The sequence below is a fragment of the Candidatus Enterococcus ikei genome, assembly GCF_017316105.1.
GTDB classification, from domain to species: Bacteria; Bacillota; Bacilli; order Lactobacillales; family Enterococcaceae; genus Enterococcus_L; species Enterococcus_L ikei.
The window spans coordinates 1-17,096 of the sequence record NZ_JAFLWD010000044.1 but is presented as its reverse complement, the minus strand read 5'-3'; the positions used below and the strand labels follow the sequence as shown (position 1 = coordinate 17,096).

Genomic DNA, 17,096 nt, shown 5'->3' with positions numbered 1-17,096 from the left:
TTTTGCTTTACACCCTTTTTTTGTTGCTGAAGGTTTAGTAATATCTACGACGATTGTTTGACGGACCTGAAATCATCCGAACTAACCAAACAGCAATTGCTACAGGAATCATAATCTTGATTGCAAACCATAATAGACCGCCTAAAAGTCCAAGGACGATACTAAAAATAATACTTCCAGCAAAAAATAACCCGATTACCATTAATATGTTCATTACCATTGAGCGTTGTCTCATTGTTAAAACCTCCATTTTTTCTCTCGTTCTCTATGAATAAAGTATAGCAAGATTCATTGATTCATGAATCCATCTTTAGGCTGATTTTCTCTCAACCTTAAGGCGGGTCGTATTCATTGCAATTGTTTAAAAAGAACGTAAAATAAAAATGAGGTGATGAGAAATATGTCAAAGTCAAGACTTGAAGCTTTTACAGATGCTGTAATTGCTATCGTGATGACTATCTTAGTCTTAGAATTACATCAGCCGACAACAGACACTTTAGCTGGTTTAGTAGGAATTGAACGGAAGCTATTTATTTATATCGTAAGTTTTGTAATGTTGGCGATTTATTGGAACAATCATCATCATATGTTTCAAGTGGTTCATAAAATCGATGGACGTGTTTTGTGGGCGAATAATTTCTTTATTTTCACATTAACATTGGTTCCTTTTGCTACAGCTTGGGTAGGGGATTTCATCGATAGCTTAGTACCTCAGCTGACATACGGAGTCATGACTCTGCTAGCCAATGTTGCTTATTTAATATTGACCAAAGAATTGATAAGGGTAAATGGAAAAGAATCAACATTAAGTGAATTATTTCAAAAATATAATAAATCTTATGTAACGATTTTTTTAAATATTTTAGGTATTACTCTGGGTATATTGATCCATCCGTATTTTGTATTGGTCGTAAATATTGCTATTTTGATTATGTGGATTATTCCAGACCGACGAATTGAAAAGCAATATAAAGAGTAACGGTGTAACTAAATATTTAAATAGCGATAAAAAGATAAGGTTAGTTGATTTTGTTGTTTTTTTGAATTTTATGATTAGAAATATAAATATTTGTATGGGGATGACCTTTTTTAAATTGGTTATTCTCATTTTTTTGCGATATTTGAACATTTTATGAAAACAAACCCTATTGTTTTTAAGGTAAAATTAAAAGTGAGTGGTTAAAAAAGAACGTAATAAACATAGAATTACAAAAAAGGTGTAGAGGGTAACAGAATTTAGTTGCAAGATGCTATCTAAATTTAAATGTTATGGAGCGTGAAAGCAGCGTTGACAGTTTTGACTTCCAGCCTCTTTGAGAATGAAAAGGGTAGGTAAGGTGCAAGTGAAAAGGGGCTGTTAATACATATGGAAAAGTTAAACCTTACAAAAAATATAACAGGAAACAAAAAAGTTTTTTTTAGAAAAGAAATCGAAGCTAGCCGTTTAGGTGAAGAGCTCTATTCAGATGATGTGCTGAGTCAATATTCTGTTTATCTCTTGAGAAAATTTGAGGTATCTGTAGACTATGAATATCCAGAACAATTTGAAGCACTTCTAGCAGATTTACCAGAGCAATTTAATCATGAGTTTGAAGACTGTATTGCAAAAAAAATCTATGTACGTGTGACACAAAAAGCTGTCTATATTACGATGCTTCTTGCACTAGCACATCCGCTTAGCAAGTTGCAAATCAGTGATTTACGTACCTGGATCAGTAGTTTAGAAGTTCCAGAAGAATCATTGGAGCATTTGTCTAGTTTTTCAGAGGATTCGTCGTTTGATATGGCGAAAGGACTACGAGAAACCAATAGTGAAGTATTACTTTTAACAGAGATGATGAACCAATTTAGCGAAAATTTGAATGATATCTATAAAGAGGTTCAAAGTGTTAAAGACAAGAGAAAACCACCAGTTGTTAAAGTTGTACAAAGCAAAGTTGCAGCTAAAGAAGCATTAGAGTCTGAAAATGCCAAACAATTAAAACGAACCAACGAAAAAATCGAACAATTAGCAGAAGAATTTTCAACATTTAAAGCATACGTGGATGCTAGAGTATCAAACAGCTCCAAACCCAAGACACCGCCGAAATTTAAAATTGTTTTTGGTTCAGGTGAAAAGTCGGAACCAACGATGGAGAGTCGTTTGGATGAAGCGTTGAAGAGAATCGATTTACTCGTTCAAAGAATGAACCGTTCTGATCAACAAGTAGAAGAACTGAAAAAATCAATGGAAAAAAATAAACAAGAAAAAAGACCTAATCTGAATTTTTCTATAGCTAAAAAAGCAAGTAATGAACAAATGAAATTAGCTGATAAATTAGCAACAACGAGTGAAGAAGTCACAGCGATTGCACGTCAATTGCAGCAGATCAACGACAAATTAAGTACAGTAGAGACAAATGTGTTAGAAGCAAAACCCGATTTTGAAGCATTGGCAAGAATAGAAAAAGATCACGGACAATTACAAGCAACAGCATCAGAAACAAATAAAATAAATCAAGTGATCAATCAGTTGACTAGAAAACTGGAGTCGATTGAATCCAATCTAACAAATGTAAAAAAAGAAAAGAAAAAAATACCTGTAGCAAAACTGACAAAGAGCGATGCAGCAAAAAAATTTGCTGAACAGCATCAGAAAGATCAAGAGCAACTAAAAGTAAATGCAACTGAAATCAAAAAATTAACACAAACAGTTGGTAAAGTAGATGTTCAATTAATCAAAGCACATCAAAAGATTGCTGAATTAGAACAAAAAATGCGCCGAACAACAGTGACGGCGCAAAAAGAATCAACCAAAATCGTTCAAGAAACTCCAGTGGCACAATCAAGTAATGCAATGATCAGAACACCTGAACCAGCAATAACGCCCGTATCATCGCAGACAAAGCCAGATCCGCAACCAAGCAGAAGTTTCCCAACGAAGGAGAGCTTTCTACAGGCAAATCGACCTATGAAATCAACAGAAGAAATAGGGCCTGAAAGACCAACAGTTACTTTAGCGATCGAAGAAATGCTTGATCGAGTGTCAGAAAAATATCCTAAAACACTTGAAACAAGAAGTTCTTGGTCGATGGATGATAGTTATGATCAAAATAGTAGCACACGCCAAGATTCACAAGGCTCTTCTTTACGTAGATTGAAAAAATTAGAATGGGAGATTCATTCATTTTTCCAACAAGTACGTGGTATAGGTCACAAAGGCATGATAGCAAAGGATGATTTTTACGCTAATGTTCGAAAAATCGAAGTTTTGCCTTATTTATGGGCATCTGTATATGAACGAGAAAAGAAAGATATTATATTAGGCAATGATTTAAGCTGTCAACAATTGATTACCGATTTGAGTGGTTTTTTAGAAGAAATAGCCATACTATCTCAAAAAAGAAAAGTCATGGGTAAATGGATTTATTGTCCCAAAGAGGTTGAGCAAAAGATGGAAGGATATAAACTGTTGAGTGAGTATCTGGAGACATATCTTGCACGGTAAAGTGAAGCCTAGTAATGAAATATGAACTGAGATTAGCTGATTTTTAGCTGATCTCAGTTTTTATTTATTAGTAATATGGGGTGATGAGAAATAAACTTGATTAGGTATGAAGCTGATCAAATTAGAAGTAGTGAATAATAGATTAGAATGTTGACTAAACAAAAATTAGATTTAGAGAACGATTTTAATAATTAAGTTAGAGCAGAGTTTGAATAGTTAGTGAAAAATGACGGTTTTTGGGAAAGGAAGATACAATTCTATGAGTGATCAATTTGAAAAACCCTGTAAGCTTTCTAATAAGTTAATAGGTTTTCGATATCGACTGAATGTAGAATAGAGTTTTCAAATGGTGATTATATTAATGGCTGTGTAAGAGATCTAAAAAACGATTCATTTGTTACCAGTAGACTTGATGAATTTGTTGTAGAACATTATTCTACAAGATACAAAGGACAATACTATAATGAATTGCTGTGTTCTACTGAAGAAAAACCGATGTTAAGGCAAAAAGGCTAAAATATTAAAAAAATTCAACAGGGAAGTGACCAGTATGCCTAAAAAATTAGAATTGAGTAAATGTTATGCAGGCACACTAGCTGAATATGCACATGCATACTTTATCAAACATGGAATTAATCGAGTGGATAGTATGACCTCTCATGAATGTTTATCAGAAATTTTTGTTGAATGGTACTCTATTGAGATGCAGCAGAAACACCTGACCAGATACTTACAACACCAAGTTGTCATTTTTCTTTTTAAATGGCATGATTTTTATCTCGATAAATGGCAAACCAACCATAGAATAACTTACTGCTTATAATAATAAGTTATTCTATGGTTGATTTGTCAACTAATGATTAGCTTCCAAATTATTCTTCTAATTCCCGCCTAATTCGATAAATTGTCGGTCGAGTTATACCTGTCATACTTTCAATAGTAGTAATTGGAAAGCCACTTAGCAACATGTCCTTAACTTGAAAATAGGTAGCTCTTGCTTTAAGATTTTTTGAATTTGCAGAGTACATGGTGGGTCTTCCTTTGTATACGCCATTTTCTTTGGCCCGCTGAATGCCTAGCAATTGTCGTTCTCTGTTCCACCCTTCCTTTATGCGAGGTATCTCTTCCAACAAATTTACAAACAGTTGGAATCCCAATTCATTAAATTGAGTATTGTCAGTTTCAAAATTTAAAAAATTAGAATTTATTACTGTTAGGTGTACTTTTTGAGAATGGATAGAAATTACTCGATCACGAATTTCACGATAATTTTCCCCTAAGTGATTAAGACTGACAATAATTATTCTATCCCCAGGTTGTACCATTTCCAGCATTAATTGGAACTCTTTCTTGCTTTTACCTTTAGAAGGTAGGTCGATAAATATTTTCTGTATATCAAATTCAGCTAGTTGATTTTTAAACAATGAAATCTTTTTTTCATTTTTATACATAGATGTATAGGCTACGTTCATTGACTCACTCCAGTTTTATTTTATCCCAATCACTAGGCTATCGCGTGCTGCTTCCACAACTTCTACAGAAATAGTCTTTAATTGATTTATTTCGAGTATTCGATCAATTTGAGTAAAAAGTCTATGAATTAAACGGAAATTCCCACCGGTAATTTTTACAATGCTAGTAATTGCTTCGTAATCTGAGAAGTCTTCTAATTTTATGGGAATACCTAATTCTGACCATTTATATTCTAATATATGATGGGTTTCGTCTTTACTTAATTTATCAAATTCATGTGAAAATCCGATTCGAGAATATAGTTGTGGGTAGCGAGATAACCTTTTTTCTATACCAGGCATTCCAATAAATATCATAGCTAAATTATGCTGATCATAAATGTCCCTAAGTTGTTCTAAATGTTGTAGTTTCAAACGATCAATTTCATCAATGATAATCAATTCAACTTCTTCGAATTCACTGAGTTGAATAGGCTCAATTTCACTTTCAGTTATTTTTGATTGGTATATTGATTTGCCATAAGACATTTTATAACCCAGATCACGAATATCTCCACTTATTTTTGAACCTTTCTCAGCAGGTGCTGTATAGAAAAGTTTGTTGGCCATTATTAGTTCTTTAGTGGCATATTTCCCTACTTGTGAAAGTAGTTGGTAGTCTAACTGCGAACCTATCATGTCCCAATTTGTATAATGACGAGAAGATAAAGTTTTACCTACACCTGGCGTACCGTAACAAATCCCAATATATTTATACTTAATACATGCATCACAAAACTCAGCAAACCTTTTATATTCTTTTGTTTCAATAAATTGCTTTGTATTAGTCATTGAAGTACCTCTTTATTTTGGATTTATTAGATTTTTCACTTTTTACAGTTAATTCTGACATTTTATCTTCTATTACAGTCTGTGCCACTGAGTTTATTTCTATAGATTCTTTTTTTAACTGACGTCTTCTTTTATTTCTAGCAGCTACGATATCATTTAAATCAACAGTGAAATTTGATAGATCGGGAGCTATAGCTGTACATAAATACTTATTTTGGAAAAACACTCGAATCTCTGCTAAATCTTTAGGGTTATATCGGATTTGAACAGATTCACCCACATACGCAGATAAGTTACTATTTATATATCTAAATCCTTGAAAATATATACCATCCGAATGAACCTTTCTAGCTTTGGATATATACAGTAACAGTAGATCCAAGTCTTCCAAAGTATCAGGCATTTGTGGTAAGAAACCAGAAGCGTTCCAGAGGTTAACGGGCGTTTCTTGAATACTTGTATGAATTCTATGATTGTAATTATAAATAAGAAACTCTTCGAGCTTGCGCTCTAATTCTTGTATTGTTAATAACGATTCTGACTTACGGTTTTTAATATATCCAGGTAAATTTTCCAGAAGTAATTGATTCACACTTTGAAAAAAACGCTCTATTTTTCCACGGCCTCTAGGAACACCAATTTTTGAAAAAATAAGTTGCATTTTTAAATCTATAGCAACTTGTTCCAGCTGTTTAGACGTAAAATCACTTCCATGATCCGTATAGAATTTTTCAGGTATACCACAAACAGGCCATTTGGGATTTTCTTTTCTCCATATAGCCTGGTAAAGCATTAGAGCTGTATTAATTGCTGACGGATTTTTAAACGAAATATAATATCCTGCAATTGCTCTACTGTAGTCGTCAATAATGATTGATAGCCACGGCCTACATATTCTGTTTTTTTCGTCTAAAACTTCAATGTCTAATAAAGTGTGATCTGCTTGCCAAATTTCGTTTGGTCGCTTCGATTCTCTTGTATAAACCAAGTCATATTTCTCTGAATAAAGTTTCTGACCATTATGAGCTAATTCAATCATTGAATCTGGGAGTTCCTTCACTATTTTGTATACCTGTTGATAGCTAGGAGCTGTTAAATCTTGTCGTTCACACTGAGAAATGATTTTCCGATGTATTGTAGCAATGCTAATTCGTCTATTACTCAAGCGAGAATTTTTAATTAACGATTTTATATGATTTTCAACCTTTATCTCTCCTAAATCTGATCTCTTCTGCCGAATCAATCCCTTCAAACCTTTGGTATTATATTTTTCTTTCCACCTATATAAAGTCCTTAAAGGAATGCCAGTATCGGAAGATATTAGTGATAAAGGATGGTCATTCAGTATATTAGGCTCAATAATTTTATACTTCTTTTCAGCACTTTCTCGCTGACTATCTGTAAAATAGCTCAAAGGCTTAAAGTTATTCATACTCTTTCTCCATCTTCTCTAAATAGCGATAGACAGTTGTTCGAGAGATATTCCACTTATCCGCAATAGCTTTAATTGGTGTTCCATTATCCACCAAAGTTTTCAATAATTCCAAATCTTGTTTCGTTAATTTTTCTGGTCGTCCACCAAAGCGCCCTCTAGCTCTTGCAGCGGCTCTACCAGCAGCAGAACGTTCTAAAATGAGATTACGTTCAAATTCCGCAAATGCTGCAAATAGATGAAAAATCAATTGACCAGTAGAACTGGACTTCTCCATTGTAATATTCTCTTGTGTGCTGTGAAAACTAATCCCCTGTTCATTCAATCGATTCACTAAAGAGATTAAATCTTCCATATTTCTCCCTAATCGATCTAATCGCCACACAACAATTTTGTCCCCAGCTCGCGCATAGTCGATCGCAGCTTCTAAACCAAGACGTTTGCTTTTTGAACCGCTCAAATGATCAGTAAAGATTTTTTCGCAGCCATATTTTTTTAGACTATCTTCCTGAAGGTCTAAATTTTGTAATCCAGTTGATACTCGTGCATAACCAATATTCAAATTAATCAACTCCTTTCCATTTGATTGTACCATATCTTTAATAAACACAATTAATTGAACATAGAATTTGTTACGGCTTTTTGAACATGATATATTCGAAAATAGTTGGAAAAAGCTTAAAAAAACTAAGTGTACAGAAAATGGATATTTTCTGTACACTTAAACAAATTAATTGCTATCAAATTACATTAGTTAAAATGATTAAGGAGCGAAAAACTATTTTCACACGTCAGCGAATTTAATTCGCATATAGGCTATTATATATTGACTTTTTCGAGTTTGTCATTTATAATGATTTTAGCATCCAGAAAATAGTAATTATTTTCTTGGTCATATCCTTTCAATAAATTGGAGCATAGTATGCTCGAGGAGTATGATACATATACTCTACCACTTTAAACTGCTCGGGTTGAGTCCCAAAGAAAATCAGGCTAAGCGGTAAACCGCTTGCCGGGCTCCGAGGAAAGGCTCTCAGAGCCCGAAATAATTAATCAGGTCAATTCTGTCTTTAACCAACTCCTTCTGACGAAAGGTAGCCTCTACAATATGGCTATCAGAAAGGAGATTTTCAAAATGGAAAATGAAAACTTTGAAAATTCACGGATGCAAAAGAGAGAGAGTCTCAAGGATAAGAAACAGGCTAAAAAACTATTCTGGTTTAAGACCTTTTTTAAACTATTAGAACTTATCCATCTGATAATAAAAATTGTAAAAACTTTGTTATCAGTGTAGTAAGAGACGCCTGGTTAATTTATTTTATTAAGAAGGAATGAACATTTATGAGTATTGGAGATACATTAAAGAAATTACGGATGATATATGGATTTACTGCTAAAGAAATGAGTGCAGAATTAGAAATTTCTCCCAGCTATTTATCTGAAATTGAAAATAATAAAAAAGAACCATCTTTAGATATTCTAAAAAAATATTCCAATATTTTAGATATTAAGTTATCTAGCCTCCTATTATTTTCTGAGCAGTATTCGGATTCAGAAAAAGATGGTGAAAAATGGATAAGAAATAAAATGGCAAAATTAATAAATAGCTTTTCCAAGGAGACTGATTAACTATGAAAGAATATAGTATTGATCAGTCTCCTTTTTTCAAGTGTCAACAAAAAAAGAAACTTGCTAAAATACTTGGAGTACAAGTGAGTGAATTAAAAAAAATAGAAAAAAACAGAAGGTATAGGGAATTCACTAATAAAAAGGGACGGCTTGTTTATGAACCAAGCCCTGACTTAAAAAAATTACAGAGTAAAGTAAATGACTTATTAAGTAGATTGGAAAAACCTATTTGGCTTCAAGGAGGCATAAAAAAGCGCAGTAATTTGACGAACTCGAAACGTCATATACATTCACATTATTTTTTGGTCTTAGACATAAAAAAATTCTATGAACATTGCCATAGAGAATACATTTATCTTTATTTCAAAAACAAAATGTTAATGTCTTCTGATTGTTCGAAAATAATGACTGATATTTGTACTTTTAAAGGAAAACTAGTTACTGGAAGTCCTTCTAGTGTTTTGATAAGTTTTTTTTCTTATCAGGACATGTTTGTGGAAGTTTGCTCGTTGTTAAATGAGGATCAAATTCTTTCTGTATATATTGATGATATTACGATTTCCAGTGTCTCCCCGATTGGAGCTCCCAATATTTTAAAAGATAAAATAGATCGAATACTTAAAAAGTATGGTCATTCCCTAAATTTAGAAAAGTCACGTTATTTAGGTAAAACAAGGTTTAAAAAAATCACAGGTGTAGTTGTGACACCTGACAATGAGCTTCGTGTTTCTAACGAGCATAGAAAAAAAATCATTGATGGAATTAGAAATATTGATAAAACTGAAGACCATAAAGAAATATCTAAGTTATCCGGCAGATTAGCATATGTGGGACGAATCGAAACTAATATATTCCCAAATATCAAAGCTAAATACAAAAAAAGAAAACATTGAATCATCGGTGTTTTCTTTTTTGTGTAAATTTATACATCAAATTTTTTTTAAGATATTAGTAACTATAATAAGTCTCACAATGGTACGGTAAACGAATTATGCCATTTATCAAAATAAAAACTGTGCCATTTAAAACGAAAAATGACAAGCCAGTTTAAAGAAGGAAGAAGTTTGTAAAAAACTTGTCGCGAGCTTCCTTATCAGATATTTTTTCGTCTGACTGACTCTTCTTGAATAGGTTCCACAAAATAATATCAGATTTAAATTCAACCCACAATTTATTTGCATTTAAAAATTATCATTTAATCTTACAAAAATGATAGTTGAGAACATAAGTTATTCCTTGCACATAGTTAATTTTTCTAGTAAATTAAAGGCTACTTTTTTATTATAATACATGAAAGGAAGTTGTACTATGCTTTTAGATAATCTGAAAAATATTTTATTAGAAAAAAAGCAATTGCAAAAATTAATTATAATACATCAATTACACTCAGGAAGTATACTAATTTCAAGTTTAGAGAAGAAGTGTAATGTTTCGAGAAAAGAATTAAAAAGAATAATAACAATTGTAAACGAGGAAATGTGTGAAGTAAAAAAATTAAAAAATTCTAACGATTTAATATTTATAAAAGATGAATCAGTGCATCTTAATTCAGAAATAAGTAACAATGATTATTGTTCTATTTTGATAAAACTGCGAAAAAAGTATTTACTTTCATCTAGTGTTTATAATGTACTACTATTTACTTTAGAGAAACGAGAATTTACGATATCAGATTTATCGGAAAGCTTGTTTTATAGTGATTCTTATACATATAAAATAATAAAGAAATTAGACTTATTTTTTTTTAATATGGAATCTGATATTAAATTAAAAAAAAAAGATAAAGTATATATAATTACCGGAAGTGAAATTTCTATAAAAATTTTCCACTTTCTTTTAGCAATGTTAGTTTCTGATGAAAATACTTGGATTTTCAAAAATATTAAAAAAAATTGTTGCGTTTGCTGTACTAATAAGGATTTAAAAAATCATCAATTACTTACGCGAGTAAATCAAACAAGGTTAAAGATTCTCCTGTCTGTTTTTGAAGCATCAAAAACAAATGTTTCTCTCCCTAGTACAATTGATATTAATAATCGAATTGGAAAAATTATGGTCAATGAGGAAGCCTATTCTTTAAACTTAGGAGAGACTAATTTATTGGATAATAAAGAGCAAATTTGCTTGTCTTTTCTTATACACTATTTCTGTCAAGAATTACGTACTAAAGAGCAAAAAATAATCATTGGTAAAAAGTTATCTACATGTGATGATACATTAGTTCAATTAGTAGTTAATTTTCTTAATGATATAAAGTGTTATTTTAATTTGCCAGATAAATACTACTATGAAATTTTATATACGCTATATAAGCGGATAACTGTAATTCACCATTTAGGATTATATCAATATATGTGTAATACTGAACTTGTTATTAAAGAAGGAAAAGTTGAACAGTGTTTAGAAAGATTAGTGGAAAAACATTTTAATAAATATAAGAATGAAAAATCCTATAGTCAATTAAAATGTAGTTTAATACCAGTTTGTTCTAGTTACATAAAATTGACCAATATACAAGCTAGTAAAGTATATGTTGAATTCAACCATTATTCTGAATATAGGACGATGATTATTAATAAATTGAAATTGAATTATTGTGAAAAAATTTTAAAAGTAGAAGAAGAGTACGACAGTGCAGATATTATAATTGGAGATAGCCCTCGTATAAATACAGATAAGAAAATCTTCATTTATCATGGAACGCCTGATTCTAGTACATGGAATTGTTTAAGAGAATTTCTAAATAATCATTTGGAATAAATTGACTAAGTGTTTAAACTTAAAAATCATGAGGTTAAGATTCATTTCTGTTTTATCCTGATATTTACCAAATGGAAAAAAAAGGATAAGAAAAATAGCAGACAGTAGTGTATTATAAAGAAAATGTTTTTTTTGGTTATTGGACAATTCGAAGTCCATTGACTTGTTTAGCTACTGATATTTTTATTTTCTTTCAACGTTAGTAATTTGTTTTCTGATTAATTGAATTTGTTCTAAAATAATGTGAATCTCTAATTTAACTATTTATATAGTTAAATTAGAGGAAGCTGTCGATAAATCCTTTAACTTAGCCAACTTATTTTGTGAGCTTAACAATCCTGAATTTTTCACTCGCAATAATTAGTTTTTTTGTAATCTTTGGGATATCTAATTATGAGATCTATTGTAGTCCATGTAAATATTAATGTTACAGTTAAGGAATACAAAAGTAGCCTAAAAACAAAAGACACTAAACTATACGTTGAAGAAAATGGAATCCAAAAAACCATTGGATTTGATTCAATATCTTGGACACATTTTAGTAGAGACCGCTAAGCTATTTTCTCTGTTTCTAAATCTTCAAACTCCTGTGGAGTTAAGTAATGAATCGAACTATGGATTCGATTACGATTATAAAATCCTTCCTCTCGTAGATAAGTTTAATTTATTTTTATCTCTACGAAAAGATGTCTAACTTTTGATACTACTACCAAAAGTTCAAAAAAAGTACTAATGATTTAGAAAAGCAAAAGTATAAAGAATCAAATAAGAAATTGAGCAAAAAAAAGCTTACCACAAACAAATGAGTTTATTAATTCATCTCAATTATAGGAACACTAATTCTATTAATTGAGATAGTTGTAATATATATAATAGAAGAAATGGAGAGCATAAGAATGAAAAAGATTAATTTAGTAGTAGCAGGTTTAGTAACAATTGGAGCATTGGGATTAGGACAATCAGTACATGCTGAAGAAACAACAGCTTCTGTATTAGTTAAATCTGGTGGAATTAAAATTTCTGAAACTAAAAATATTACTTTTAATGATGTGACTTTAAAAAAAGGTGGAACAACAGCGACGGAAAAAGATAAATCAAGTATTACCATTGAAGATTTACGTGGTTCAAGTAGTAAAGGTTGGACACTAACAGCTAAATTAAAGGATGAAAATTTTAAAGGAATGGGATTAAATGTTACTCCAAAGATTGAATCAAATGCTACAGTAGCTAAACCTGGATCAGCAGCTGATTTAAATTCTCAGCCACAAATGATTGCAACAGTTGCAGATGCTGACATTAAGACAACAGACTTTGATACAAGTGTTAGCCTGAATGCTAAGTTAATAGTTCCAGAAAAGCAATTGGCAACTACTTATACAACGACTATTGTATGGAATTTGGCTGAAGGGCCAGGAACTAAGTAAAGTATAACAACTAAAAAGCCTCCACTTCAGGAGGTTTTTTATTCCTAAGGAGAAAATAATGAGAAAATTATTAAAGAAAGTTGCGCTAGTCCTTATGTTTGTATTCTCAGCTTTAGGTTTTGGACAACTAGCATTAGCTGACAGCAATGATTTCTCTGTGATACCTGTTTTAACAGAAAATCAGAATCCTGATGTTCCTAGTTATTTTGACTTAACTGTCACACCGAGTCAAAAGCAAACGCTCAAAATAAAAATTAAGAATAATTCTAACGAGAATGTGAAATACAAACTATGTGTAAATACAGCAACTACAAATCAAAACGGAATTATCGATTATTCAATCGCTGATTTTGAAAAGGATGAGTCACTGAAACTATCATTAAAAGATTGTTTGACACTAAAAGAACAACACGTTGACGTTCCTGCAAATGGTGAAAAAGAAGTTTTGCTTGAATTATCTGTTCCAGCAACACCATTTGAAGGGGTTGCTTTAGGTGGGATTACTGTAGAACCAATTATGGAAGATGAATCTGACGGTGTAAACAATGTGTTTACACGAACGTTAGCAATTCAACTTGCGGAAACAGCTAAAGACATTGTTCCTAAATTAGAAGGAGGAGAAGTAAGAATTTCTCAAGAAAACTTTCGGAATAATGTTAAGTTTAAATTAAGAAACATTACACCGACTATTATATCAAATGTAACAGCAGAAATATTTATAGAAAGACAAGGAGAAAAAACTCCTATCCTTGAAAAAACAAAAGAACAATTGAGTTTTGCTCCCAATTCTAAATTTAGTCTTTTGACAGAGTGGAATAAACAATTTGACCCTGGAAAATATACTTATATTATTAATTTAACTGATGGAAAAGGAAATAAATGGTCATTTACGAAAAATTTTGAAATTAGAGCAGAAGCAGCTGAGAAGTTAAATAAAACCTCTGTTGATATTAAAAAAAATTTTATTGAAAAGTATACTCTCTGTATATTGACTATAATAATTATTCTATTTATCATACTTCTATTGTTGTTTATAAAGAATTCACTAAAAAGCGGCAATGGTGACGGTAATCGATGAATACCTATGGGGACAAAATGATTGAAGGGATTTACGGGAAAGACATTGTCCATATTTGTTTAGAAGTGAATGGGAGTCTTGTAAGTAAAGTTGATGTTTTGGGTGGCGATGGTAATTGCTTGATTTCAGGAGTGTGTGATTGGTTCAAGCAAAAAGATGAGATAGAAGTAGTTGAGTATAAACCTTCAGGGTATGTAGTAAAAGCCTTTGTTATCATTAAAAATAAGAAGCAAGCTGCTGGAATGAAACAACTGTAGACGATCACAAAACAAATAAACGTATTCTTTCATTACATACATTTGTGATGCTTCTTTTGTTGAGTGTAATTGGATGGATGGTTTATCATATAAATAAAAAAAACAGAATAAAACAGCGTGAAATTTTTTAGTTTGAATTTTTAGAAGTTTCGTCAATATTTAAATGAAGTAACACTGTTTGAAATGTATTTTATAATTTTTTTCTTAGTACTTAATATTAGCTGACAAATCTAGTTACAGATTATTCAACAATTATTCTAGGATTTTATTGCAAAGCTTTTGACTGAAGATATATAACTAAACATTCTCTTATTAAATCTTGAAATTAGCTTTTTAAATAGTGGGTTGAAATTCAAAGGGGATATTTTGGTTCAAATAGCAAAAATAATATCGATTAATTTCTTAGCTACGATTACTACAGCAGTGCTATGATTTTTTACACATGATTTCAATTTTCTATATTAGATTGATAATGCTGGTTAAAAAAAAGAAGCAACGAAAGTAGCGTGCCCAGAAGATATTCTTTAGCAGAGGAATCCGCGTTTAGAGATTCCATTTTGTTCATAAGAAGTCACCAATCAGCGAACAGATTAATGAAATACTTGATCTAAACCAGTCTACGACATTGCATAAGAAGGTTTAATGGAAACGCAAGAGTTGTTCCAACCGAAAAATATCTTTGCTCGAGAGAATCGATTTAGTCTTTCTAATATAAAAACTACTTAATAAGTCAGATTGTATAAGATTAAAAGCTATAACAAAGTAATCGAACGCAAACAAAAATAAATAGACAGATAGTAGTATCGGTGGGCTCCATACTAGCCATTATATTTCCAAATGTCAATTTTTAATGTTGATAAAAAGAATGAAATAACATATTTTTAGATAGAGGTTACTTTCTCAAACTTTTAGATGATATAGCCCCATTAGATATTTTGAATCGTTGCTCTATCTAGCCTAGTCATATATTGATCAGAAAATAGGTGGCAGACTGTCATAGGAATACGTAATGTTTCAAGGGAAATTTAGACAATCATTTAGCTATCATAAATATCAAAAGCGGAATTGATATATGTCTAGTCAGGACTTTGTCTGACAATAATATTATGCGAGGAGTTTTGATAAATGAAACACTTTTTGACAGCTTATCTTTTTGGCTCTATATTTTGCTTATTTTTACTAACTAGTATTGATGCAGAAACGACAACACCTACTTCAAGTGGTTCAGAAACGACAACACCTACTTCAGGTGGTTCAGAAACGACAACACCTACTTCAGGTGGTGCAGAAACGACAACACCTACTTCAGGTGGTGCAGATATGACAGCACCTACTTCAGGTGGTTCAGAAGCGACAACACCTACTTCAGGTGGTTCAGAAACGACGACACCTACTTCGGATGATGCAGACATGACAATATCTACTTCAGGTGATGCAGATACGGCAGCATCTACTTCAGATGATGTAGATACGTCAACATTTGCTCCAGATGATACAGAAAGATTAGACAGGATATTTGATGTTGAAGGGATTGTGGGTTCTGGATTTTTAGAAAATGGTGGCAGAACTCTAGTTTTAACATCTAGAACGAATCAAGTATCTGCAATGTGGTCAAAAGATAAATTGGATTTTCGAAAACCTTTTAAGCTACAGGCATATGTTTATTTAGGTAACGGCAGATCTGACGCAGCAGATGGCATAACTTTAACTTTTCAAAAAACGAGTCGCCGTTTTATTGGACGATCTGGGTCTGGGTTAGGTGCATATGGTAACTATGATCCGTTCTCTATTTCTTTAGAAATTGATACTTGGTTAAACCAAGATGGATACGACGAGTATGTAGATGGTTCATGGAGGCAACATATTGCTATTGTTGATTCGTGGTTTAATAGTAGTCAGAAAATTCATGATGCAGCAGAGAAGATAGGACTTGGTGCAGAAGGAAGGTACTTTAATCGCGGGATTTCAAATGGATATTGGCACGCCCTTAACGTTTCATGGAATCCTGCAATTTCCGAATTATCCTATGAACTTTTGCAGAAAGAAGAGTTGTGGGATCCTGGAACTAACCGTACAATAGTACGAGATAAAGTTATTAAAAATAAAAAAAAAATTGAATACCCTGGAAGATTTTCTGACGGGGCATATTGGGGGTTCACAGCAGCAACCGGAGCTGTATCTGCTAGAAATGCCATAGCAATCAAAAATATTCCACAAAATTTAAAAATTGAAACGAAAAATAGTACATTATATGTAGGGCAAGAGTGGAGAGCGAAAGATAATTTTGTGAGTGCTGTAGATTTGAGAGGGAATAGTGTTTCTTTTGCTAGTTCTCTAATTACTGTAGATGGAGATGTAGATACAAGCAAGCCAGGTACACACAAAATAAAATATACCATTGAAGAAGAAGGAGTCCGTAAAGATTCTGAATGTACAGTAACGGTAAAAGAAGATCAGACGAAAGCAAAATTAAAAGATGATAAGTTATACGTAGGGGAGAAATGGGACTTAGGAAGAGTTTTTGAAAATGTAGTAGATAAAGCTGGAAATCCAATAACACCAGAAGAAGTAGTATGGGTCTGGATAGATGGCAAGGAAAAAGTCAAAGAAATAGACACCAGTAAACCAGATAAGCATAGAGTATATATGGCAATACTAAATGCACAAAATAAGTGGGTCTACAGTAATGCAGTTACAGTTGAGGTAAAAGAAGATAAAACGAGTTT

At 31.9% G+C, this 17,096-nt stretch carries 15 protein-coding genes; 10 read left to right on the top strand and 5 right to left on the bottom strand.

The window, feature by feature from the left end; translation table 11 throughout:
* Window positions 1-34 precede the first annotated feature (34 nt).
* Complete coding sequence (locus JZO69_RS15140) at window positions 35-235, bottom strand: hypothetical protein (protein WP_207113657.1); 201 nt, start codon at window positions 233-235, stop codon at window positions 35-37.
* A gap of 165 nt (window positions 236-400) precedes the next feature.
* Between JZO69_RS15140 and JZO69_RS15135 the strand changes: the two genes are divergently transcribed.
* From JZO69_RS15135 to JZO69_RS15125, 3 genes are all read left to right on the top strand, one after another.
* On the top strand, window positions 401-979 hold the full coding sequence (locus tag JZO69_RS15135) for a TMEM175 family protein (protein WP_207113656.1): 579 nt from the start codon (window positions 401-403) through the stop codon (window positions 977-979).
* A gap of 387 nt (window positions 980-1,366) precedes the next feature.
* A complete protein-coding gene (locus JZO69_RS15130; RefSeq protein WP_207113655.1) occupies window positions 1,367-3,487 on the top strand; it encodes a hypothetical protein in 2,121 nt (706 codons plus the stop codon).
* Window positions 3,488-4,037: 550 nt separating this feature from the next.
* Window positions 4,038-4,310 (top strand): hypothetical protein, encoded by a 273-nt coding sequence (locus JZO69_RS15125; RefSeq protein ID WP_207113654.1) that lies wholly within the window; start codon window positions 4,038-4,040, stop codon window positions 4,308-4,310.
* 49 nt (window positions 4,311-4,359) lie between these two features.
* Here JZO69_RS15125 and JZO69_RS15120 read toward each other — a convergent pair whose 3' ends face one another.
* The 4 genes from JZO69_RS15120 to JZO69_RS15105 are packed head-to-tail and all read right to left on the bottom strand — an operon-like array spanning window position 4,360 to window position 7,793.
* Window positions 4,360-4,959 carry a recombinase family protein gene (locus JZO69_RS15120; protein ID WP_206846918.1) on the bottom strand — a complete coding sequence of 200 codons (600 nt, stop codon included), beginning with the start codon at window positions 4,957-4,959 and terminating at the stop codon, window positions 4,360-4,362.
* A 15-nt stretch (window positions 4,960-4,974) separates the two neighbouring features.
* Window positions 4,975-5,790, bottom strand: coding sequence for an AAA family ATPase (locus JZO69_RS15115; protein WP_206846917.1), 816 nt, complete (start codon window positions 5,788-5,790; stop codon window positions 4,975-4,977).
* Window positions 5,783-7,222 carry a Mu transposase C-terminal domain-containing protein gene (locus JZO69_RS15110; RefSeq protein WP_207113653.1) on the bottom strand — a complete coding sequence of 480 codons (1,440 nt, stop codon included), beginning with the start codon at window positions 7,220-7,222 and terminating at the stop codon, window positions 5,783-5,785. The genes JZO69_RS15115 and JZO69_RS15110 overlap by 8 nt, the downstream gene beginning before the upstream one ends.
* Window positions 7,215-7,793, bottom strand: a complete 579-nt coding sequence (locus tag JZO69_RS15105) for a recombinase family protein (protein WP_206846924.1) — start codon at window positions 7,791-7,793, stop codon at window positions 7,215-7,217. Before JZO69_RS15105 ends, JZO69_RS15110 begins: the two co-directional genes overlap by 8 nt.
* 770 nt (window positions 7,794-8,563) lie before the next feature.
* Between JZO69_RS15105 and JZO69_RS15100 the strand changes: the two genes are divergently transcribed.
* The 7 genes from JZO69_RS15100 to JZO69_RS15070 form a co-directional block, all read left to right on the top strand.
* Window positions 8,564-8,851: a helix-turn-helix domain-containing protein gene (locus JZO69_RS15100; protein ID WP_206846915.1), complete on the top strand. Its 288-nt coding sequence runs from the start codon at window positions 8,564-8,566 to the stop codon at window positions 8,849-8,851.
* A gap of 2 nt (window positions 8,852-8,853) precedes the next feature.
* The gene (locus JZO69_RS15095; RefSeq protein WP_207113652.1) at window positions 8,854-9,744 is read left to right on the top strand and encodes a reverse transcriptase family protein; all 891 of its coding nucleotides are present in this window, start codon (window positions 8,854-8,856) and stop codon (window positions 9,742-9,744) included.
* A gap of 415 nt (window positions 9,745-10,159) precedes the next feature.
* On the top strand, window positions 10,160-11,611 hold the full coding sequence (locus JZO69_RS15090; RefSeq protein WP_207113651.1) for a helix-turn-helix domain-containing protein: 1,452 nt from the start codon (window positions 10,160-10,162) through the stop codon (window positions 11,609-11,611).
* An 896-nt stretch (window positions 11,612-12,507) separates the two neighbouring features.
* Window positions 12,508-13,035, top strand: coding sequence for a WxL domain-containing protein (locus tag JZO69_RS15085; RefSeq protein ID WP_207113650.1), 528 nt, complete (start codon window positions 12,508-12,510; stop codon window positions 13,033-13,035).
* 58 nt (window positions 13,036-13,093) lie between these two features.
* Window positions 13,094-14,113: a WxLIP family cell surface protein gene (locus JZO69_RS15080; RefSeq protein ID WP_207113649.1), complete on the top strand. Its 1,020-nt coding sequence runs from the start codon at window positions 13,094-13,096 to the stop codon at window positions 14,111-14,113.
* A complete protein-coding gene (locus JZO69_RS15075) occupies window positions 14,110-14,370 on the top strand; it encodes a hypothetical protein (protein WP_207113648.1) in 261 nt (86 codons plus the stop codon). Before JZO69_RS15080 ends, JZO69_RS15075 begins: the two co-directional genes overlap by 4 nt.
* A 1,125-nt stretch (window positions 14,371-15,495) precedes the next feature.
* Window positions 15,496-17,096, top strand: a 1,601-nt coding sequence (locus JZO69_RS15070) for a lectin-like domain-containing protein (RefSeq protein ID WP_207113647.1), incomplete at its 3' end; no start/stop codon positions are given.